27 protein-coding genes and 1 pseudogene are annotated in these 20,344 nt (G+C 43.9%); 13 read left to right on the plus strand and 15 right to left on the minus strand.

Features of this window, described 5'->3' with window-relative positions:
* Positions 1-44: 44 nt before the first annotated feature.
* From dapD to V5G21_RS00410, 5 genes are all read right to left on the minus strand, one after another.
* Positions 45-767, minus strand: coding sequence for a 2,3,4,5-tetrahydropyridine-2,6-dicarboxylate N-acetyltransferase (gene dapD, locus V5G21_RS00390; protein WP_011247276.1), 723 nt, complete (start codon positions 765-767; stop codon positions 45-47).
* A gap of 60 nt (positions 768-827) precedes the next feature.
* Positions 828-1,724 carry an AEC family transporter gene (locus V5G21_RS00395; RefSeq protein WP_338465066.1) on the minus strand — a complete coding sequence of 299 codons (897 nt, stop codon included), beginning with the start codon at positions 1,722-1,724 and terminating at the stop codon, positions 828-830.
* A gap of 196 nt (positions 1,725-1,920) precedes the next feature.
* Positions 1,921-2,940, minus strand: coding sequence for an HD-GYP domain-containing protein (locus tag V5G21_RS00400; RefSeq protein ID WP_011247278.1), 1,020 nt, complete (start codon positions 2,938-2,940; stop codon positions 1,921-1,923).
* 237 nt (positions 2,941-3,177) lie between these two features.
* Positions 3,178-4,278: a mechanosensitive ion channel family protein gene (locus tag V5G21_RS00405; protein WP_073304284.1), complete on the minus strand. Its 1,101-nt coding sequence runs from the start codon at positions 4,276-4,278 to the stop codon at positions 3,178-3,180.
* A 60-nt stretch (positions 4,279-4,338) separates the two neighbouring features.
* On the minus strand, positions 4,339-4,533 hold the full coding sequence (locus V5G21_RS00410; RefSeq protein WP_035201630.1) for a hypothetical protein: 195 nt from the start codon (positions 4,531-4,533) through the stop codon (positions 4,339-4,341).
* A 280-nt stretch (positions 4,534-4,813) separates the two neighbouring features.
* Here V5G21_RS00410 and V5G21_RS00415 point away from each other — a divergent pair, with 280 nt between their 5' ends.
* Together V5G21_RS00415 and ytvI are read left to right on the plus strand one after the other, a co-directional pair.
* Positions 4,814-5,389: a copper resistance CopC family protein gene (locus V5G21_RS00415; RefSeq protein ID WP_179289858.1), complete on the plus strand. Its 576-nt coding sequence runs from the start codon at positions 4,814-4,816 to the stop codon at positions 5,387-5,389.
* Positions 5,390-5,638: 249 nt separating this feature from the next.
* A complete protein-coding gene (ytvI, locus tag V5G21_RS00420; RefSeq protein WP_011247281.1) occupies positions 5,639-6,727 on the plus strand; it encodes a sporulation integral membrane protein YtvI in 1,089 nt (362 codons plus the stop codon).
* 45 nt (positions 6,728-6,772) lie between these two features.
* Here ytvI and V5G21_RS00425 read toward each other — a convergent pair whose 3' ends face one another.
* Both V5G21_RS00425 and V5G21_RS00430 read right to left on the minus strand, forming a co-directional pair.
* Positions 6,773-7,417, minus strand: a complete 645-nt coding sequence (locus tag V5G21_RS00425; RefSeq protein ID WP_073304288.1) for an SDR family oxidoreductase — start codon at positions 7,415-7,417, stop codon at positions 6,773-6,775.
* A 66-nt stretch (positions 7,418-7,483) separates the two neighbouring features.
* On the minus strand, positions 7,484-8,695 hold the full coding sequence (locus tag V5G21_RS00430) for a M20/M25/M40 family metallo-hydrolase (RefSeq protein ID WP_011247283.1): 1,212 nt from the start codon (positions 8,693-8,695) through the stop codon (positions 7,484-7,486).
* Between the two features lie 199 nt (positions 8,696-8,894).
* On the opposite strand from V5G21_RS00430, the gene V5G21_RS00435 reads away from it, so the two are divergent.
* The 4 genes from V5G21_RS00435 to V5G21_RS21370 all read left to right on the plus strand — a co-directional run bounded on the left by V5G21_RS00435 (position 8,895) and on the right by V5G21_RS21370 (position 11,496).
* Positions 8,895-9,917: an NADH:flavin oxidoreductase/NADH oxidase gene (locus tag V5G21_RS00435; RefSeq protein WP_095235947.1), complete on the plus strand. Its 1,023-nt coding sequence runs from the start codon at positions 8,895-8,897 to the stop codon at positions 9,915-9,917.
* A gap of 440 nt (positions 9,918-10,357) precedes the next feature.
* Positions 10,358-10,678 (plus strand): helix-turn-helix domain-containing protein, encoded by a 321-nt coding sequence (locus V5G21_RS00440; protein ID WP_179291295.1) that lies wholly within the window; start codon positions 10,358-10,360, stop codon positions 10,676-10,678.
* 172 nt (positions 10,679-10,850) lie between these two features.
* Positions 10,851-11,189, plus strand: coding sequence for an IS3 family transposase (locus tag V5G21_RS00445; protein WP_095326205.1), 339 nt, complete (start codon positions 10,851-10,853; stop codon positions 11,187-11,189).
* A 190-nt stretch (positions 11,190-11,379) separates the two neighbouring features.
* On the plus strand, positions 11,380-11,496 hold the full coding sequence (locus tag V5G21_RS21370; RefSeq protein ID WP_095326206.1) for an IS3 family transposase: 117 nt from the start codon (positions 11,380-11,382) through the stop codon (positions 11,494-11,496).
* A gap of 142 nt (positions 11,497-11,638) precedes the next feature.
* Here the strand turns inward: V5G21_RS21370 and V5G21_RS00450 are convergent, their stop codons facing one another.
* The 5 genes and pseudogenes from V5G21_RS00450 to V5G21_RS00470 form a co-directional block, all read right to left on the minus strand.
* Positions 11,639-12,280 carry an HIRAN domain-containing protein gene (locus V5G21_RS00450; RefSeq protein WP_095326207.1) on the minus strand — a complete coding sequence of 214 codons (642 nt, stop codon included), beginning with the start codon at positions 12,278-12,280 and terminating at the stop codon, positions 11,639-11,641.
* Between the two features lie 618 nt (positions 12,281-12,898).
* Entirely contained in the window at positions 12,899-13,189 is a 291-nt protein-coding gene (locus tag V5G21_RS00455; protein WP_244835524.1) for an ImmA/IrrE family metallo-endopeptidase, read from the minus strand.
* A 310-nt stretch (positions 13,190-13,499) separates the two neighbouring features.
* A pseudogene (locus V5G21_RS00460) lies at positions 13,500-13,718 on the minus strand (helix-turn-helix domain-containing protein); the annotation flags it as partial.
* A gap of 79 nt (positions 13,719-13,797) precedes the next feature.
* Positions 13,798-14,112, minus strand: a complete 315-nt coding sequence (locus tag V5G21_RS00465) for a hypothetical protein (protein ID WP_095326209.1) — start codon at positions 14,110-14,112, stop codon at positions 13,798-13,800.
* A gap of 96 nt (positions 14,113-14,208) precedes the next feature.
* Positions 14,209-14,808 (minus strand): membrane lipoprotein lipid attachment site-containing protein, encoded by a 600-nt coding sequence (locus V5G21_RS00470; protein ID WP_095326210.1) that lies wholly within the window; start codon positions 14,806-14,808, stop codon positions 14,209-14,211.
* Between the two features lie 283 nt (positions 14,809-15,091).
* Here V5G21_RS00470 and V5G21_RS00475 point away from each other — a divergent pair, with 283 nt between their 5' ends.
* The 7 genes from V5G21_RS00475 (at position 15,092) to V5G21_RS00505 (ending at position 18,696) form a co-directional block, all read left to right on the plus strand.
* Positions 15,092-15,307, plus strand: a complete 216-nt coding sequence (locus V5G21_RS00475; protein WP_244835525.1) for an N-terminal phage integrase SAM-like domain-containing protein — start codon at positions 15,092-15,094, stop codon at positions 15,305-15,307.
* Between the two features lie 36 nt (positions 15,308-15,343).
* Positions 15,344-16,057: a site-specific integrase gene (locus tag V5G21_RS00480; RefSeq protein WP_244835526.1), complete on the plus strand. Its 714-nt coding sequence runs from the start codon at positions 15,344-15,346 to the stop codon at positions 16,055-16,057.
* A 449-nt stretch (positions 16,058-16,506) separates the two neighbouring features.
* A complete protein-coding gene (locus tag V5G21_RS00485) occupies positions 16,507-16,878 on the plus strand; it encodes a hypothetical protein (RefSeq protein WP_338465067.1) in 372 nt (123 codons plus the stop codon).
* Complete coding sequence (locus tag V5G21_RS00490; protein WP_338465068.1) at positions 16,878-17,336, plus strand: HNH endonuclease; 459 nt, start codon at positions 16,878-16,880, stop codon at positions 17,334-17,336. Before V5G21_RS00485 ends, V5G21_RS00490 begins: the two co-directional genes overlap by 1 nt.
* Positions 17,329-17,751 carry a hypothetical protein gene (locus V5G21_RS00495; protein ID WP_338465069.1) on the plus strand — a complete coding sequence of 141 codons (423 nt, stop codon included), beginning with the start codon at positions 17,329-17,331 and terminating at the stop codon, positions 17,749-17,751. Before V5G21_RS00490 ends, V5G21_RS00495 begins: the two co-directional genes overlap by 8 nt.
* A gap of 109 nt (positions 17,752-17,860) precedes the next feature.
* Entirely contained in the window at positions 17,861-18,334 is a 474-nt protein-coding gene (locus V5G21_RS00500; RefSeq protein WP_338465070.1) for a hypothetical protein, read from the plus strand.
* Positions 18,331-18,696, plus strand: a complete 366-nt coding sequence (locus V5G21_RS00505; protein WP_338465071.1) for a hypothetical protein — start codon at positions 18,331-18,333, stop codon at positions 18,694-18,696. Before V5G21_RS00500 ends, V5G21_RS00505 begins: the two co-directional genes overlap by 4 nt.
* 122 nt (positions 18,697-18,818) lie before the next feature.
* Here the strand turns inward: V5G21_RS00505 and V5G21_RS00510 are convergent, their stop codons facing one another.
* From V5G21_RS00510 to V5G21_RS00520, 3 genes are read right to left on the minus strand one after another with little or no spacing between them, the layout of a single operon-like run.
* Positions 18,819-19,046, minus strand: coding sequence for a phage holin (locus V5G21_RS00510; protein ID WP_187427478.1), 228 nt, complete (start codon positions 19,044-19,046; stop codon positions 18,819-18,821).
* A 17-nt stretch (positions 19,047-19,063) separates the two neighbouring features.
* Positions 19,064-20,023 (minus strand): N-acetylmuramoyl-L-alanine amidase, encoded by a 960-nt coding sequence (locus V5G21_RS00515; RefSeq protein ID WP_338465072.1) that lies wholly within the window; start codon positions 20,021-20,023, stop codon positions 19,064-19,066.
* A gap of 19 nt (positions 20,024-20,042) precedes the next feature.
* Positions 20,043-20,333, minus strand: a complete 291-nt coding sequence (locus tag V5G21_RS00520; RefSeq protein ID WP_338465073.1) for a hypothetical protein — start codon at positions 20,331-20,333, stop codon at positions 20,043-20,045.
* Between the last annotated feature and the right edge of the window lie 11 nt (positions 20,334-20,344).

The raw sequence follows: 20,344 nt of genomic DNA on the forward strand, positions 1-20,344 counted from the left end.
TTATGAAAACAGCTTTGCCCTTAGGCAAAGCTGCACACGATACGTTATTGGTCTTCATTTAAACGGCGAAGCTCCAGCTTTATTTCCGTTTTGCCTTTTGTTTTCTCATCAATTTCTTTAATCACGCGTGCTGGCGTCCCAGCAACTACTGTATTGGCAGGAACGTCTTCTGTTACAATCGCACCAGCTGCTACTACAGCACCAGCGCCTACACGGACACCTTCTAAAATGACGGCATTTGCGCCGATGACAACGCCGTCCTCAATGATAACAGGAGAAGCTGATGGTGGCTCGATAACACCAGCCAACACAGCACCAGCACCAACGTGACAATTTTTCCCGACAGTCGCACGCCCGCCAAGGACAGCATTCATGTCAATCATTGTTCCTTCGCCAATGACAGCGCCGATATTAATGCTTGCCCCCATCATAATAACGGCCCCTTTTCCAATTTCCACTTGGTCGCGAATAATGGCGCCTGGTTCAATTCGCGCTTCTACTCCTTTTAAATCGAGGAGCGGAATTGCTGAATAGCGGCGGTCATTCTCAACAACAGTATCTTCAATCAACGCAGCATTTTCGTTAAGGACAGCTTCAATCTCGCTCCATTCGCCAAAGACCACGCCCGTGTTGCCATTTATAAATGACTGCACGCCTTCGCCAAAGGAAAGGTTGTCAAGTTGACCCTTTATGTAAACTTTTACAGGAGTTTTCTTTTCAGATTTAGAAATAAACTCAATAATTTCGTTTGCATCCATCATTTTCATGTATGTAGCCTCCTTTGTTCTGTCATTATGATAAAGTGTCACGCTTAAAATTGCAATGGACTAGCTTAAAATCGCTAGAAAGAACGTCAGTGAAAACAAACTGACAAGTGTGGTGACGAGCGTAATCGAGGAGACAAGTTTTGGTTCTGAATCAAACTGGACCGCATACATCACGATTGTGGCCGCGCTTGGCATTGCCGCCGATATAATCAACACTTTGCTAAGGATTTCGCTAATAGGCAAAAAGGAAACGATCACAAACGCGACAACAGGGGAAATCGCCATCCGTATGACTGTCGCAACGGTCAGCTTTTCCCACGCAAACCCACGCAATGGAATCATTGCTAGTTGCATCCCTAAAATTAACATTACCGTCGGAATGGCCGCCTCCGCGACGATATCAATCGGTTGAAAGAGGTTTGGCGGCAGTGCGACGTCACCTACATTGAGTCCGAGTGCTAGAACCGTTGCATACGTTGCTGGCATTTTTAAAACCGCTAACACGGCCCCTTTCATAGCGGCTTTGCCTCTAGCTGCGTAATACACGCCGAAAATATTCATGATAATCGATTGCAACACCATAAATGAAACAGCGAGGTCAAAGGCACCCTCGCCATAAGCAAATAATATAATCGGCGTTCCGTAATTCCCTACATTCATAAAGGAAGTGGCTAAGATCATCCCGCTTTCTTCACTGAGACTTAGTTTGCGCAGTTTTGCATACCCTTTTGTAATGACAATTAACGACGCAAGCAAGAGAAGGGCAAACAAGGCCATATAGGCATATTGGGCGTCAAGATTCCCAGTATAAAAAGTACGAAAAACGAGGCACGGCGTCATAATATAAATTGCTACAGACGACACCGAACGTATGTCGAGCATAAACGCCCGCTGCAGCAAAAAACCTGCTGCAAAAATGGAACAAACGGGCAATACGACTTGCAAAAAAATCCCCATCAGAACACCTTCCTTAAAAACAAAAAACGAACGAAAACGTCCGTTTGCCTCGCTCTTATGCTTTAGAATAGTTGTGGCACAGGCAAGAAAACGTATTGCCCATAAACACGTTTCTTCGCATCTCCTCTCGCCATAAGCGCTCAGTCTGCGTGTGTTGCCAACGTTGTCAGCAACACACACGAACGAACACTTTCGTTTAAGAGATAATTTCCTCAATAAACACCGTATTCTCTTGAGCCAAATCAATCGTTTGCACTGTAATTTGTTGTCCTCCATTATTCGTATGCAAAATATGAATAACAGGGCGTTGCGGCAAACCGCTATTTTGGCTTACAACAATGCCGTGCAAGCCGTTGGACAACACGACTTGGCTTCCAGTTGGATAAAGGGCCACGCTCCGCAAAAAGTCATTCATAAACACATGGCTAAAACGTTTATTCGTAAAAGCCAACATAAATTCGCATGCTTCCCCAGGTTCCATTAATGCTTCTCCGTTACGCCGGTGGGTCAAATGGTCAAACGCGTTGGCGATCGCTACAATTTGCGCAAATTCATGGACAGCCGAAGCAGCCACTTTGCGGGGATGGCCTGTTTGCGAAAAGTCCTCATGGTGGCATAAGGCAACATGGGCGACAACTTTGCCAAACTCAGCGACCGTTTTCAAAAAGTTGTATCCTCTCCACGTATGGTCTGAACCATGCACAACGCCAGGCTCGTCATAGGATGCAGGCAGCACTTTTCCGATATCATGAAGCAGAGCAGAAATCGCCAGTTGCTCTAGCTTTTTATCTGAATACCCGTGCCGGGCACCGATCGTAGTCGAAATAAGGCCAACCATAAGCGCGTGGGCATAAAGAGAATCGCTTCCGTTTCGAATAAACTGAAGAAATTCCTGTGCTTTGGCGGTTTCCACTACTTTTTCCATCACCGCTAACACACGCTCTTTCCACTCCTCTTCCCCATAGCCAATAAAACGAAGGGAATCTTCTTCAAAAATAGAATCGATTTGCGTTTTAGGAGACGCCGCCTCCTCTTCAAAATTGCTTTCCTCTGGAAGATCAAGGGGCACTATATGGACACCAAATTTTCGCAATCTTGCAATATGGTTAGCTGTTAAAGAAGCCCCTTTACTTAGCAGAACCTGGCCGTCCATGGAAAATATCTCTTTCCCAAGGGATGCGCCAGGCAAAACATCTTCAATGTTGACATACCTCATACAAAGATACACCTGGCATCGCAGCCAGGCCCCTCCTCTTTTTCAAATTACGTCACGAATGATTGCCTTTTCATTATAACGAACTCTTGTCCCGAAAGAAAGGGGAAACGCTAAAACGCCCTTCGGTAAAGGCATCTAAGCTAAAAAACCTTGCTGTTAGGCAAGGTTTCAAACTATAGACGAACGCTCGCATCCTTCATTGCTCCCCTCGGCTCCAAGCGTTCTCTATTCGTTCGGCTAAGATGATTCGCCAGCTTTTTGAAACTGTTCATCATCTTGTTGATCTAACACAACAATTGGCTTTAAGACAGATATTCCTTCGTCCTTTAAAATATCGAGAATGTCGTAGTTAATTTCCTGTTTAATCTCATGCCATTCAGACCAAGCGACTGTTTTCGTAAAGTAATATACAAAAATGTTATAGCTCGATTCACCAAATTCGTCAAAATAAACCATGACTGTATCTTGGACAACGCCAGGATGGTTAAGAATCCGTTCGCGAATCTCCTCCACGGCTCTTTGCAACTCGAATCTTGTTGCTTCTTGACCGACGCCTATCGAATAGTTTACACGCCGCATATTCATTTCCGACCAGTTGGTAATTGCTTCGTTAGACAACGTTTTGTTCGGGACAATCACCACCGCATCCGCAAACGTGCGGATTTTCGTGCTACGAAACGTGATGTCTTCTACAACGCCTTCAACAGATGGCGTAGAAATCCAATCCCCTTTTTTAAAAGGCTTTTCCAAAATAATAACTACACCGCCGAACAAATTGGCAACCGTTTCTTGGGCAGCTAACGCAAATGCTAATCCGCCAAGACCAAGGCCAGCGATAAATCCGTTTACGTTCACGCCCATCGCTGACAAGCAAGCAACGATTGTCAAAGCAATCACTACGAAACGAAGAATGTTTGAAATAAAGGGAACGAGCATATGGTCGTCTCTTAAATGCAATTTTTGTTTGGCAAACGCCATAAATGTCCCATGAGTGGAAACATAATTATAGAGCCCCCAACCGCCAAGCACAATCAATACACTGCCATAAACGTTGTTTAGTAAGGCCAGTTCTCTCATATTGATGCCCAGCGCATTTAAAGCAACGTAAGTGCCGATCACGATAAAAAAGACACGCAACGGCCGCTCAAACGAAAGGAGCAGCTGCGTTAAAAGAGACACATTGGTTTTTTTCGCAGTCGCTAAAATGACTTTAAACAAATACTTCGTGAATAGTTTGCGAAACAGGAGAAAAATAAGAAACAGCCCGATTGCTGTGAGCAGGTTCATCCACGGAAACTCAATCAAATAGTCCGTTATGTTCTTCCAGATGGTGTTCATGGCAAAAACCTCTCTTAACAAAATGTACCGCTTCATTTTAACATGATCTAGTGGACGAGGCTATTGCAAGAGTTGCCGTAGCAGCTTGCCAATGTGCGAGCTAGTTACTAGCCCATCGCTATCCAGCGGGTAAAACTCATTTGAAAATTCTTCGTTTCGAGGCACTGCCTGTCGTTTGATTGCCTCCTTTCGGCTTGCCCACTTGACAGCCAAATAGAAAGACACAACCGCTGCCGCCACCCACTGCCGTTTCACAGACATCCCCCTTTCCGATCCAGATGGAAGTAGCTTGCGCGTAAAAACAATCGTTTATGTGAACAGGAGATTGGCGGCTGACAGAAGCACGGTCCCTTATGAACGGGTTAACATTTGTCTATACTATGGTTATTAAGCGAAATGACCGCCTAGCTTGCATACAAGTTGTTAGTCCATTTACATTGTGAACAATTTATAAACAACGGCTAATTTCATTAAGTGCTCACAATTTCTTGTTATACTAACATCGCACTTAAAGATGAATGGAGGATATTCTTACATGTTTTTTAAACGGTTAAGTCTTGCAGTTTTTCTGTTGTTGCCATTGTTTGTTTTCCCACTCACAGCCGGGGCACACTCCCATTTTCAATCGTCAACACCTGGTGAAAATGAAGAAGTCAATGAACCTGTTACGGAAGTCCAAGTTTCTTTTGATGGCGGAATTGGCACAGCGGATATGACGATCACAAACACCGACACAGATGAAGAGGCAGCGATCGAGTCCATTGATGTAGATAACACATCGATGATAGCGATTTTGCAGGAACCTCTAAGCAATGGGGCATACACCGTTGAATGGCAAAACATTGGCGACGACGGCCATTCTTTGGATGGATCTTTTTCGTTTCAAGTAAATGCAGAGGAAGAAACAACTCCTGAGGATGAAAGCATAGCGGAAGAAAATGCCGCAAACGAAAACGAAGTGAAGCAAGATCGTGACCACGAAGCAAGTGGACCAGGAGAGGATGAAACAAACACAGCTGGCACGTCTGTTCTTTGGCTTTCTATCATTATTGCTGGCCTTTTTATTGTAGCGCTCGTCATTTTTACCGTGTTACGCAAACGCAAATCATAAAAATGACTCGGGCGGTTAGAAAACACTCGTCAAACAATGACGTATGGGAGTGTTTGTCTACAGTCTGAGCCAACCAAACAGCAAAAAAATTTTCTGCGTGATTCCAGTGCTTTTCGTTTTTAGATTGGACGGTTTAAGCTATAATGGAAAGAGGCACCTTTGTCCGTCGATCATTCTTTTTTTAAAAGGATGTTCTCATATCTAGGAGCACTTTCCATTTGTTTTGTATGCGTAGGAGGTTTTCAATAGTTGAACCGTTCACTCGTGAAGAAAATCTTTTTGATTGTTGTCATTGCAGCCGCTGGATTATTTGTCTACTTTAATCTTTCAGCGTTTATGCCGATTTTGCTGGCGCTGCTAACAGCGATGGTGTTTGAGCCATTCGTAAAATTTTTACAGAAGAAGATGAAACAAGAAAAACGGCTCTTGCCGGTGACGATTGTGTTTTTGAGCTTTTTGTTTGTCAGTGGTGTTCTTTTATACATAACGGTTCGCTATTTAATTGAATCTATTTATGGTTGGACATTACAGCTGCCCCAATATGCATTTGAAATCCAGCAGTTCGCTGACAAGCTTATTAGTGACTTCACAGATACGTTGGATCGTATTCCTCAAGGAGCGGCCATTGTTGCGGAACTGCAACGCCTTTCTGAGACAGCTGTTGACACCGTGCTAGGATTCACAGCCACAGTCATTACAACGATTGCAGCATGGCTTCAATCGATTCCTAACTTGCTGTTTGTTACTCTTGTATACATCATCACCCTTTTCTTATTTAGCCTTGATTTGCCGCGTCTGCTCAGCAACACGTTCAATTTATTTAAAGACGAAACGTCACAAAAGTTGCAATTCGTTTTTCGACGCATGGGCAAAGTATTTTTAGGCTATTGGAAAGCGCAATTTATTTTAAGCATCGGCGTCTTCCTAGCCTGTTATATCAGCTTATTATTTATTGCTCCAAGCTCTGCCTTGATTATGTCGATTTTGATTTGGGTAGTCGACATTATTCCATTGTACGTCGGACCTGCCCTTATTCTAGTACCATGGGGCTTGGTCGTTATCATACTTGGGAATACGGCAATGGGCATTCAATTGATGGTGCTTGCCCTCGTGCTGTTGATTTTGCGCCGTATCATTGAACCAAAAGTTTTAGGTGACTCAATTGGTTTAAATGCATTGCCAACCGTGCTGTCGATGTACTTTGGTTTTGTATTCTTCGGTGTCATGGGATTGATTTTTGGGCCTTTTGTTTACATTGCTGTCCGCTCGGCAATAGAAGCAGGTTTGTTCCGTTTAAATGCCCCAGAGGAACCAACAGCAAAAGGAGAAAATGTATAAAAGACAAGGGTCTCCAGCGATTGCGCTGGAGACCCTTTTTTTGTTTTATAGAGAAGAAAGAGCAGCTTCAATGTCTTCTTCCCCGCTAACCACATCGAACGACTTGCCGATCGTGTTCTTCATGTCTAACACAGCAAGAAGGACATTCGCGACATCTTCACGAGGAATGTTGCCACGCTGTAAATCTACCGCAACGTTGATTTTCTGATTTCCCTTTTCATTCGTTAAACCGCCTGGACGAACAATCGTATAATCAAGCCCACTGGCTCTTAGCCATTCATCCGCATAATGCTTAGCGGCGCTATAATAAGGGGCAGAGGACATCCATTTCTCCCGGTGGTGAACGCCAATCGCGCTGACAATCACAAAACGGCTTACGCCTGCTTGCTTTGCAGCTTCCATTGATTTAATCGCGCCATCCAAATCAATCATCATCGTTTTATCTGCGCCTGTGTGCCCGCCAGAACCTGCCGTAAAAACAATTACGTCACAGCCTTTTGCCGCTTCAGCCAATTCGCTAATTGGTCCTTCAAGGTTCGCCAGCACAGCGTCTACTCCTGCCTGTTGAAACGATTCCAACTGTTCTTTTGAACGTACCATCGCCCGTGCTTCATGAGGCGATTGCTGTTCAATCTTTTCGACAAGCTGTTTGCCAATTTGTCCGTTTGCACCGATTACAAGTACTCTCACTTGACCTACCACCTTTCCTCTATCTGTTTTTTCTATACCCTTTACATAGCTCACAAAACAATGCTATCAGCTGTTTTGACTTCCCGGTATGGCCCGAGCAAGCCCTAACGCCACAAGCCATACACGTTGCGGCCCTAAATAACTGTTCACCGGTTTGTACCATTCATTCAGCGAGTGGTAACCGCCGCCCTCTCCGCCCCCTCCAAGGGTAAGGGCAGGGATGCCTTTGCTAATCGGATAATTGGCATCTGTGCTACTTGGCGGTGCTAACTCTGGAGTAAGGCCGAGTGCTTCTGTTGCCAAAACAGCCATTTCAACGATTTCAGAGTCAGCTGATTGAACACCCACAGGACGATCGCCGACTTTTTTCGAAGATAAACGAATGGTTTGATCGCCTTCTCCTTCTTGCGAACAGGCGGTTTCGCACAACAAGAGCGCTTTTTCAGCAATGCTATCCAATTCAGCTCGGCCATTGGAACGAAGATCCAATTTAATCGTACACGTTTCAGCAATAGCTGTTGGGATCGTTCCCCCTTCCACCACACCAACATTAAACGTTGTTTTTGGCGTTTCCGGCACATCCAACGAAGCAATCGCCGCAATCGCCCGGCCAGCTGCGTGAACAGCGCTCGGCGTGCCAAAATGCTGGAAGCTATGGCCCCCCGTCCCAGAAAACGTTACTTCATAGCGGAAACTGCCAGTGCCTTGGTAAATGATTTCTTCAGGAGAAACCGAATCAATCGAAATAAAACTAGCAATATTAGCATTTCCATCAATAAATGCTTTTACACCACGCAAATCGCCAGGTCCTTCTTCGCCAACTGTAGCTAGAAAAACAATCGGAGCCTCCGTCTGAATACCTGTATGTTGGAAAGCACGAATAACGGACAGCAATGCCGCCAAGCCCCGGGCATCATCGGTTATGCCTGGCCCATAATAGACACCGTCCCTTTCCTTTACGGTGACATCCGTCTCTTCTGAAAAGACAGAGTCTAAATGGGCAGACACCACAATCGCCGGCACGTCTTTTTTTCCTGGCCTAAGCCCATAGACATTGCCTTCTTCATCTTGCTTTACGTTTGTTAAACCAAGCTTCTTAAACTGTTCTTGCACATAGTTGGCCCGCTTTTCTTCTTGAAACGGCGGAGCGGGAATTTCAGCGATCGTCATTTGTTCATGCAACGTTTGCCTGTCATCGTTTTTTAAAAAAGCCAACCCTTCTTGAACACGTGGTTCAGCAATCATCGTTGTAAACTGCTTATGTAATTCCTTCTGCAAAACGCTCTCCTCCTCTTCGCCAAAAGGCACGATTCCAACCGCAGCATGTCGCTCCACTAGCCTCGCCCTTTAGTCAAAAATGGCTTCTATAGATTCTAGTTAACCGTACTGAAACGCCCCCTTGCAAGCATTTTGCTTGAATTGCGGGCAACATCTCTTTACGATAAGCCTGAACAAACGAAAAATGGGAGGGGTTCTTTTGCCAAACTTAATGGACAGCTTTCAACTGAAAGAGCTTACGTTGAAAAACCGTGTCGTCATGTCGCCTATGTGCCAATATTCGGCTATAGGCAAAGACGGAATGCCGACTGACTGGCATTTGCACCATTACACGAGCAGAGCAATTGGCGGCGTTGGCCTAATTATTGTGGAAATGACCAATGTCGAGCCGAATGGGCGGATTAGCGATTACTGCCTTGGCCTTTGGTCAGACGCCCATCGCGATGCGTTTAAGCCGATTGTCGATGCAGCTCACCAATATGGTGCCAAAATCGCCATTCAAATCGCCCATGCTGGCAGAAAAGCGGAAGACGCACCTGAACCCGTTGCGCCATCCGCCCAGGCATTTGACGAAACATACAAAACCCCTCGAGCGCTGTCAGAGAACGAAATCGCTGAGATGGTACAAACGTTTAAGGCAGCAGCCCGCCGAGCAGTAGAAGCGGGATTTGACGCGATTGAACTCCATGGCGCCCATGGCTATTTAATCCATCAATTCCTTTCACCATATACGAATACACGAACAGACCGTTACGGTAAAGACCGCACGCTCTTCGCCAAAGAAGTCATTCGCGCGGTCAAAAGCGTCATCCCCGACAGCATGCCTTTATTGATGCGTATTTCAGCAACCGAATATGTCGATGGCGGCTACGATATAGAAGAAGCCATCCGCTTCTCACAGATTTTAAAAGACGAAGGAGTCGACGTATTCGACGTCAGCTCTGGCGGCGAAGGGCCAATCGGCTCTAGAGGGCTGCCTGGAAGCCACGCAGGTTACCAAACGCCGCTGGCAAAACAGATCAAACAGGCACTATCTGTCCCTGTCATCGCCGTCGGCCGCCTCGAAAACCCTGTTTTAGCCAATGCCGTAATCGGCAATGAAGAAGCCGATCTCATCGCCGTTGGCCGCGGCCTGTTAGCCAACCCATACTGGGCCCTTGGCGCTGCGTCTGAATTACAGCTTCCTGTTGAGGCTCCTACTCAGTATAAGGCTGGGTTTTAGAAAAAACACCCCCTAAAGTCGATATGCTCCCCTTTAGGTAGACAGATTAAAATATAAAAATCTGGCTACTTATAGGGGAGTATTTGTTATTTCCAAAAGGTCTTACTCAGTAAAAAAGTAATACGAGGTATTAAACGCATTAGCGGATTATTCAATAAATGAATTAAAGGCAATCTATAACATACACGATTCAACGATTTTGGAATGGAATATAAATATGATAAACATGGTGGAAGGTCTAAAAGAGTCTTCTACCTGGAAAGGGTATTCAAAGGATCTGAAGCTAGCCGCCGTAAAAGAGTATCTGTCTGGTATGTATTCGATACGAGAGGTTACTCGTATGTATGAAATCTCGGACGCCTCTGACCTCAGAGATTGAAATTTGGAAGTATACTAGTCATAGTGAATTAAAAGATACGTCACCAGGAAGGACGAGCTCTATGACGAAAGGAAGAAAAACGACTTGGGAAGAACGAATCCACATTGTACAGGCTTGCTTGGAGAACGGAAAAGCTTATCAAGAAACAGCCAGTACGTATCATGTTTCTTATCAACAAGTCTATCAATGGGTGAAGAAGTATGAAAATGGCGGAGAGGAAGCGTTAAAAGATAAACGTGGTAGTAAAAAAGAAGAGGCTCTCCTCACTCCAGAAGAGAAAATCCAACTTCAAATGAAAAAGTTAGAAAGAGAAAATGAACGGTTACGTGCGGAGAATGTCTTCCTAAAAAAGTTGGAAGAGGTCGAAAGGAGGCGAAACTAAATCAAGCCGATTTGAAGATAACTATATCGCCATTCAAAAGCTTCAAAAGGAAGAGAGCTTTTCGATTCTTCTACTTTGTGAGATTGCCGGTATTTCTAGAGCCGCTTACTACAAATGGCTGAAACGAACCCCTTCTGACCGAGAACGTTTCAATGAGGAAATCATAAAAAAGATGAAAGTCCTCCATGAAAAAGTGGATCGCACCTTTGGCTGTCGTCAAATGACGCTACACATGAATAGTGCGTTTGAAGAGACATTAAATGACAAGAGAATCTATCGACTGATGAACTTGGCTCATTTACGCTCGGTTATTCGGCTAAAGAAGAAACCATATAAACGATCCACCCCTCAACATGTGGCTGAAAACCGATTAAACTGCGAGTTTACAGCTGTTCAACCAAATGAAAAATGGGTGACGGATGTGACAGAATTGAAGTATGGCCCATCAAAAAAGGCCTATTTAAGCGCCATACGTGACCTTTATGATGGATCATTGTCAGTTATGTGCTAGGGCATGCCAATAATAATTCACTTGTATTCAAGACGCTTGACCAAGCCACAGAACAATTAACTGGTGAACATCCACTTATCCATAGTGACAGAGGGTTCCAATATATTCTAAAGGATTTAAACGGAAGATCATTGCGGCCAAGATGACACAAAGTATGTCATGAGTTGGTCGGTGTATTGATAATGGACCAATGGAATCTTTTTGGGGAACACTGAAAAGCGAGAAGTATCGTTTACATAAATATAAGACATTTGAGGAACTTTCTCTTGCGATAGACGAATACATCCATTTTTATAATCATGATTGATACCAAAAACGATTAGACGGCCTTAGTCCTATGGAATATAGGACTAAAGCCGCTTAAATCATTTTTTTATTTTCCACAGTCTACTTGATGGGGGCAGTTCAATTAAGGAGGCCACCCCGTAGGGTAGCCCTCTTTTCAGGTGCTAAATCCTGTAACTTAAATCAACTTTTAATCCTCTTGTTACCTCTTCTCCAATTGTTACTATGTCTTTATCTTTTATTGGGTCATAATCGGCATGTTTGTATTTCCCGCCTATGAATTCTGCAGATATACCAGTTATATTTTCATTATCTAAGATGTTTTTTAGAGCTAGATTTTGCTCTTCCCCCACATAACCAACATGATAATTATTGCCTTCAGCATCTTTCAAGTAAACCTTAATTGCATTCTTATCATACTCATTGTCCGGATCTGGCCTTAATTCAATCTTATGATGGACATATTGACCTTCAAACTCACCTACACTTAAACCCCATTCGGCAATCTCTTTATTAGTCATGCCGTCGTAGGATTCAAGCTCTCCACTCTTTTTATAAGAACTAGCTATTTTTTTTAATATTGCCTGTATCTCTTTTCCATCTTCATTTTTCTTCGTAACACCAACAACTTTAAATTCAAAGTGTTCATGCGTTGGCTTAGGTGGGGATTTTTCTTCTAGAGTTGCCGCTTGCTCTTCAGCTATCAAGCGTAACTCTTCAGATTTTTTCTTTTTACTATTCCTTATAGTTAACACGATTGATAAAACCAACAATATAATAGCGAATGTTAATAACAGTTCACTCACCTCCGCCCCTCTAATTCGACAGAAATGGCGAATTTCCTTCAATTACGTTAGTCGAATAAATCATATTTATTGTCCAATCACCTGGTACAAAACTCTACCCTCAACGCTTACTTTCTTCATAGTCTCTGCTCCTATATAAAAAGACGCCCGTTAGGACGCCTATTTGCAAATTAAAAAGAGAAGAGCAAAAGCCCTCCTCTTCTTCGTTGCGGAACATCCTGTGTTCCGCCCCTTACACTTAGCCCCTCCTCTTCCAAAGTAACTTTTTCTGAGACAAGTAACGCGTGTAATGTTGGTTAATCTCAGACTGTTTTATCCTTCTTTAGGGTTTTCGCTCTAACCGTTTGACACCCACTATTAGGCAAATAGCGTATGCAACTACAGTAAGTTGAACGGCCAGCATCGATAGCAGAAGGAAGTGCCACAAAGATAGCTATAATAGCTAAAGTTGTTAATAGCATTAGGGCGTCCTCCATTATTAAGTTATGTACCATAGTACCCGTCTATTAACTACGAAATGGAAAATAAATCTAACCAATATCTTGTATTCAGTTAAACAAAAAAGCGCATACGGCCTTATGGCTCATACACCCTTTTTAGTAAAATCCTTGTATTGATTTAAGTCGTTGTCTTTGAATACCTGAATACCTGATGTAACACTTTACCGATACGATTTACCATTTCCTCGTCAGCCTCTTCGTAACCAGCCTCATATAAAATAGCATGTGTTAATTCATGGAAAAACACATCTTCTTTTCGTTCATCGCTTAAATCATCAAGGATGCTTATTTCGGTATCTGGGTATGTGCATGCACCTTGATAATTCCGATTACTATCAATCTCTATAAATGGTCGGTTTATTCCTTCATATACAACGCCAGCAACTTTTATTTTTTCCGGTATTTTCAATGTTATCCCTTCCTGAAATGATATAATTTGAAGTGAGAAAGGGGGTGATTGCAATAGCTAAACAGTCTAAAAAGTGTAATCCAAGTCCAACAGTCAGCAAAGCCGGAAAAACGCTCGCCACAAGCAAATCTCCGACTCAAAAAACAAATGCCGGTAAAACCTTAGCCAATCACAAAGCGCAAAAACATTAACTTTAAAAGAGCGCGCATGAACTATAAGGTCGTGCACGCTCTTCCTCGCACAAGCGGACAAAAGCCGTTTGCTGTTGTCAACTCCTGCCCCTGGTACGGTATGTGATATTTGATGATGTGCCGCCCCGATTACCCTTTGCGTTTATATTCCCTTTTGGTGCGCCTTTCTTTTTTGTGTGCACACTTTTTTCAGAGGGTGCACCCTTTTCACGTGACCACTCATACCGACGTTCCCATGACTTTACGGTATTAATCGACACGTTATGTTTCTCAGCAATGTCTTTATATTTCATACCCTTTTTATAGTCTTTCTCAGCTTGAATATGTTTATCTGCCATCCTGCATTACCTGCCACCCCCATGTATTGTGTTTGTTTTGGGAATAAGAAAAAGCACCGCGATGGGTGCTTAATGTTATTTATCTCTGTTCTTTAATAACTGCTTCCCAAGGGACTATTAATTCCCCGTTTAAAACCATATCTGATGTTACTAAAATTTTCGTGTACTGGAAATCGTGTTTTTCTAAAAACTTCATTCCTATACCCCACAACCATTCGTGAGCATTGCCCTCATCAACTCCTGAACTAGCTACTGCAATAGTTGTGCCAGAAATATTTAAATCTAATTTGGCAGACCCGTTTTCTCTAATTATTACTCTTTTAGGATCAACTCCTGGTAATACCTTAAAACCTTGGAGATTTCCTTTTTCTATAAACAATATTTCTTGTTCCAAAATATAACCCCTCCCATCGAACCTATTCGACAGGAAAAGAGAAAATCCTCCACCTATTTACCTAAACAAAAAGCACCCGTTAGGATGCTTTGATAGTTATTCTACATAACTCCCATAATACTCCCAAAATTGGCTATCTGAGTTAACTGCGTTCTTAGATTCATTTCCAATTGCTTCTTGTTTCTCCTCCCCTAAATTCTCCCAAACAGTGCCTCTAATTAAGTAGCCATCAGAGTACCTATAAAACCTTTGCGGGAACTTTTCCCTTTCATCTTTCCATTCTTCAAAGTCCAATTCCTTAACAGTGTCTCTATTGAATAAAGCTGAAACTTTCGTTAAACCCGTTATTCCAGTGGTTTCTGTTGGTTCGTAAGACGTAATGACTGTTTCATCAAATTCTAAAACGGATAAATGTTCTACTAACGTCATAGCTACATTCGGAAAGCTTTCATTGCTATCATCTAGTGCTAGACTTGAATCCGAAATGTGAGTCGCTGGATAAATTATAGCTACTGAATTATTTTCTATAACTATTTCGTAGTCCTCTAGCAGTTCTGTATTATCAATAATAGCTTTGACCTGATCGTCTAAATTTAAATCCTCTATCTCATCAAATGATAGTTGAACAGGTTCATTTTTTCCGCCACATGCTGCCAACATAAATACGCTTAATAAAACTAATAATACCTTTTTCATCGCCAATACCCTCTCCCCGTGTCATCACTAAGTAAATATTACCACTACAGGACTAGGTATTTCCATAAGAGTAATCAAAAAAGTGCCTGGCATAATTACTGGCTAGGCACTTTTTTCGCAACTTTCCACGCTATCATAGTATCACGTTTTTAGACCCCAAAAGTGACATGATAGTGGCATCATCTCCATCCTAACAACTCCACAGTTGCTAAAACTATGTCATCTCTCCACCTCATAGCTTGTCTTTTACTGACGTTGCATCAAAAGGAACGGAAAGAGAAGTATGCGAAATACGAACTCTCCCCTACTACATTGGAAGTGTATAATAGGCACCTTAAAAAACCGAATACTGCCCGGCTTTGGGAATCGACATATTGACAAGATTACTACTATCCAAATTGTAACCTTTTTAAAAGAATTACAACATCAGGCGCCCGAAAAGACGGGAAAGAAGGTTCGCTCGATATTGAAACCGTGCGATACATTTATCGTACATTAAAAAACGTTTTTGATTGCGCTGAAAAATGGAGGTTTATTGTTTCCAAACCAATGGAAGAAATCGATAAACCGGTACTACCGAGAAGAACAAGTCGTCAAAGCGAAAAAGCAGAGACAGAAACCTAATGATTACTCGGAAGAAGAAGCTCAGCAAGTTATTGACGCATTGTCTCAAGAGACTCGGAAATGGAGATTATTAATTCTTGGTTCTATGATCGGAGGATTCCGTCGAGGAGAACTAATCGGCTTGGAATGGCACAATGTAAAGTTTGACGAGGAGAAAGGCCTTGAAGTGGAAAACAATATCCCACTAACTAAAGATGGAAAAGCTATAGAGAAAGGCCCCAAAACAATCAGTTCTTATCGCTTCGCTGACATGCCGGAATGGTATATGGAGGAGTTAGCCCTTTACAAAAAAGAATGGGAACAAGAACGAAAAGACTTGGGCAGTAAATGGGAAGGTATGGATCGTGAATTTGTCTTTCACAACGGACTTGGGAAATCTTATTATTACCAGCACCCTTCTAAATGGTGGAAAAGATTTTGTAAAATGCATAACATTAGGTATATAACGTTTCACGGCTTACGGCATAGCATGGGAACCCTTTTAATAGAAGACGATGACCCGAACGTAGATTCATTGCTTAAAGCAATCCAAGAACGTCTTGGACACTCTCGAAAATCCACTACCGAGGATATTTATGTGCATATAACGAAAAAAGTTAAAAAACGGACGGACTGGCAAGTTTGATAAATTCGCTCGAAACAATGAAACTTCCACAACTCATTCAAAGCCACAGTTAAAACGAGTAAAATAGTTCGTCCCCAATTTGTCCCCGATAATATTTTTTGAGGTTACTTTCGGTTCATAACAAAAAGAAAAACCCTTATCACATAAGGGTTTCAACAGATGACCCGTACTGGGCTCGAACCAGTGACCTCTACCCTGTCAAGGGTTTTCCGATACTGGTAACGTGCCCTTCACCGGTAAATCACCCGATAAATCAACGTTAACGTCTAGCGGTCACAAACCGTCTTCATTCCGTATACCCGCGATTATAGCACGCAGCGCCGCAACCGCGCAACAAGTAGGGGCACTACCCTTCCGAAAATTTCTTCAAAAAATTTCCCTAAACCTATTGACCATGTACAATATACCATGGTATTATATATGTAACAAAGAACAAGGGAGCGATTAAGATGAAAAACGTTATGACAAGAGCTTGGGAGATTGCTAAAGCTGGAGCAGCTAAGTTTGGCGGTAAAGTAAAAGAGTATTTCGCGTCAGCGCTTAAAATGGCATGGGCTGAGACTCGTAAAGCTACTATCGTAACGTCATCTGGTAGCCGTAAGCACAAGTCTTGGGTCGCTAAGATCGTTGGTAAGCACCCTAAGTTCAAGTTAGAGCGCCAATTTCTTGTTGAGCAAGACGACGAATGGGCGGACAAAACGTTTGTAGTGACAGACGGCTTTTATGATGTATGTGACGGCGGCACTCGCTATTTTGTCCGTGTAACAGGCGGTCAGGTTGAGCGCGTCGAAGAATACGAAGTGATGGAAGCTGTTGCGTAATGGCAAAAGCTAAAGACTTGACGGGTAAGACATTCGGCAAGCTAGAGGTCTTGCATAGATCGCCCAAACGCTCGAAAGGTGGCAGGGCGTTGTGGGTTTGCCGTTGCGAATGCGAAGCAATCACAGAAGTTCAATCTCATCATTTACTTTCTGGTTCAATCATCTCCTGCGGTTGCGCTCGTTCTGATGCGGGCAAAGCGATGCAACAATATAACAAAGAGCATTTAATAAAAGATGGCGTATATACCCACCTCTTGACTAGCAAGGTAAGATCAGACAGCAAGACGGGGGTAAAAGGTGTCACAATAACCAAAAACGGCAAATATCAAGCAAGGATAACCGTAAAAAATCAGCATATTCATCTAGGGCTATTTAACACTTTAGAAGAAGCTGCCGCGGCGAGAAAGGCAGCAGAAGAGAAATACCACAAACCACTATTGGAGGACAATAATGAATAAAGAAGAAATCAAAAAATACATCGACGCTAACCTTTTGACCAAGCAAGAGGCTATGCGCGCAACGGGTCAAAATATTAAGGGTTTTGACCAAACAATTTCAAGCGGGAATCTAAAACCTTTTTATGATCACGGCGAGGGCCGCAGCCGCGTCCGTCTCTACCATCGAGATGACGTTGAGGCTTATGCTCGTCAAGCCGAAAAGCGTCGCCGAGAAACGTACAAGGAAATTTGGACAGTGATTATTGACGGCCGCAAGCGCCCTGTCTACTCAGAGGACGAGGCACGGAAACTGGCCGAGGAAGCGTCTGAGTCTAGCGAGGTATACATTGAGTATTACCGCGCCGAGGACGGACAAGAGGCGTTCTTAAACCCTAACGGATACGGCTTCGAGTCAGTCAATTGGGCTGACAGCTAATGTCGTCATTTGTCGAATAAAAAACCAAAAAACTCCCCAAATCCCCTTGACCATATATATATAATACCATGGTATATTATATATAGATAAACGAAAGGGAGCGGTTAAGATGGAAAACACGATTTTTGTACGAGTTGACGAAATTGGCGGCTGGCACGGTACCGAGCACCAAAGCAGATTCGGGGAGCCAGACGAAGAATGGTTTGACTACGAAGTAGTAGACGGCAAAATGGTCTCCTTCAAAGAACAAACTCCTTCTGCTTACGAAGGCGGCATTTCTTGCTATCGCCTCGAAAAAGGAGAAGGTCTAGTCAAATTAGTTGAGTATCTAACATCAATTTATTGGGGATGGGACCAAAAACAGCTAACCATCTTCCGCGGGGAACTACTAGATCACGAAGGTTCGGACGGCGAAGACTTGGCTACTTGCACCGCAACGATCAAGCAAGTAAAAGCCACCGAAGTCCTCGATCAAGTTGAAGAAATCATGGATGACTTCGAATGCGAGGACATCACAGAAGAAGAATACGAATCAAAATTAAAAGCCCTTGCGGCTGAGTTAATCAAGGAGGAAATAAAATGATGAATGTACTTATTAAAGAAACTGGCATAAGAGAGACGCTCCAATTAATTGATCGCGAAACAGGGGTAGATTGTGCAAGAGATCTTATTGGCAATTACGATGGATTAGGCAAAGAGGATCACCAATTCGCCTACGATGAAGAAAGTGAGGTATACATCACAAGCCAAGAAAACTTCGACTGGTGGAAACGCGTACTAGACGATCAACAGGCACTAGAAGACCGCATCGCCGAGTTATCTGAAGAGCATGGAAAAGATAAGGTAAATGAGGTCATTAGGAACGCTGGTGATAACGAGTTAGAATATCAAGCTTCTGCCATAAACACAGAACTTGATGAAGCTTTCGGTACAGAAAACAGCTAAAATAGGGGCTGGATTTACCAGCCCGGTTAGAAATTTCGAGGCATATAGTTCAAGCAATTCGCTAATAAAATGATATGCTGCATCCTAAAAAGGTGTGACAAAAACAGGCGGAGCCTTTCTCGTCACTCCCCCGTCTTTCCCTTCCGCGCCCTAGCCCGCTTGGTCACGTCATTATCCTTCCAGTACGCCCACAACGACGCCGCGCCGAGGAACGCCAGGTCGATAAAGGTTGCGACCCCTTCCTCGTCAATCGGCAGCGGTGAATGCCCCGCCATTGAGAGTCCGCTATTAATAAGCGCAATTAAAAGCACGATAAACCGCGTCACCGTGCCCGCTGTAATATTCTTCATTTGTTCGTCCTCCTTCGTTAATTTACGACTTTGTCGAGTTCTTTCCGCGTATTCGGCCCGTAGATACCATCGACCCCACGCGGCAAGTATACGGACTGGAACCGTCGAACCGCGTCCTCTGTCTTCGGGCCATAGTCGCCGTCAACGTTACCCACGCGGAAATTGGCCGCATTGAGGGCGGTCTGTAGCTGGCGTACGGCCTCGCCTTTGGAGCCGCGTTTAAGGACGCCGGAAGGTAGCGGATATTTTTTCTTTTTGTCCGCGGACTTTGACGCTTTATTATTGATCGCCTTGACTGTCGCGGGGCCTACGATACCGTCGACTTGCAATCCGCGCTCCTCCTGGTATTTTCTAACGGCCGTCTCCGTTGATGGGCCGAAGATGCCGTCTGCCGTTACGCCAATCGCTTTTTGTAACGTCTTTACATCGTCGCCTCTCATCATCGGTGATTGATTGCGCAAGATGCGGTCGCCTAGTTTGTGCTTAGTTGACGCAGGATTTTCGATTTGTACACCGCCCACAGCTCCGCCTGAGATTCTAGCGCGAACAATATTCATATCGATGCCTGGGCACGCGGTTGAGGCGCCGGGCATTTCGCGATGACCTTTTACGCTGCCGACTTTAATGCCTAGCCGCTGCATGTTATAGGCAATCCGTTCGTCCCACGCCGCTTCTTGAGCATCCGTAAACTGTCCGTTACCGACCAAGCAGATGTGATAGGTATACGAATTTTGTCCGCCTACTCCGTTAGTGATTTCGTTTGGGTCATAGCATAGTTGTACTGTGCCATCGCGCAAAATTATTTCATGGTAGCCACCGGTTCCCCAACCGCGCTCACCGTTCCAGAACGACCAAAACGTATCAAAGTTACCGCTTGATCCGCCCGAATGATGGCGGACAATCGTCGTTATTTTAGACAATGCGCGTGTCCCATTTGAACGTTTTGTGCGATGCCTAATGTCGTCTATCTTAGCCAAGTTATCGTCCCCTTTTCGTCTAATTAAAATAAAAGCGTATGAGTAGCGGCGCTAAGATGCCGAGAAAAGTCAGCGCGGTACCGATCAGCCAGCGCCGATCTATCTTGCGTTCTTTCCGCGCCAAGGCCGTAGCTGCACGCTCCTTTTCGATTTCTTCGAGCGCTTGGTCGGCGCGGCTTAGTGCTAGTTCCGCTTTGTCTTCGGCCGCGTCCGCTCTTTTCGCGATCTCAAGCGTTTCCTTGTGCCATTCCTCGATTCGCTTCGTCTGATGCTGTACCTCCTTCGTCACTTCCGCGAGTTGGACTTGCATCTCGCTGATCT

It is taken from the genome of Shouchella rhizosphaerae (genome assembly GCF_036700015.1).
Lineage (GTDB): Bacteria > Bacillota > Bacilli > Bacillales > Bacillaceae_D > Shouchella > Shouchella rhizosphaerae.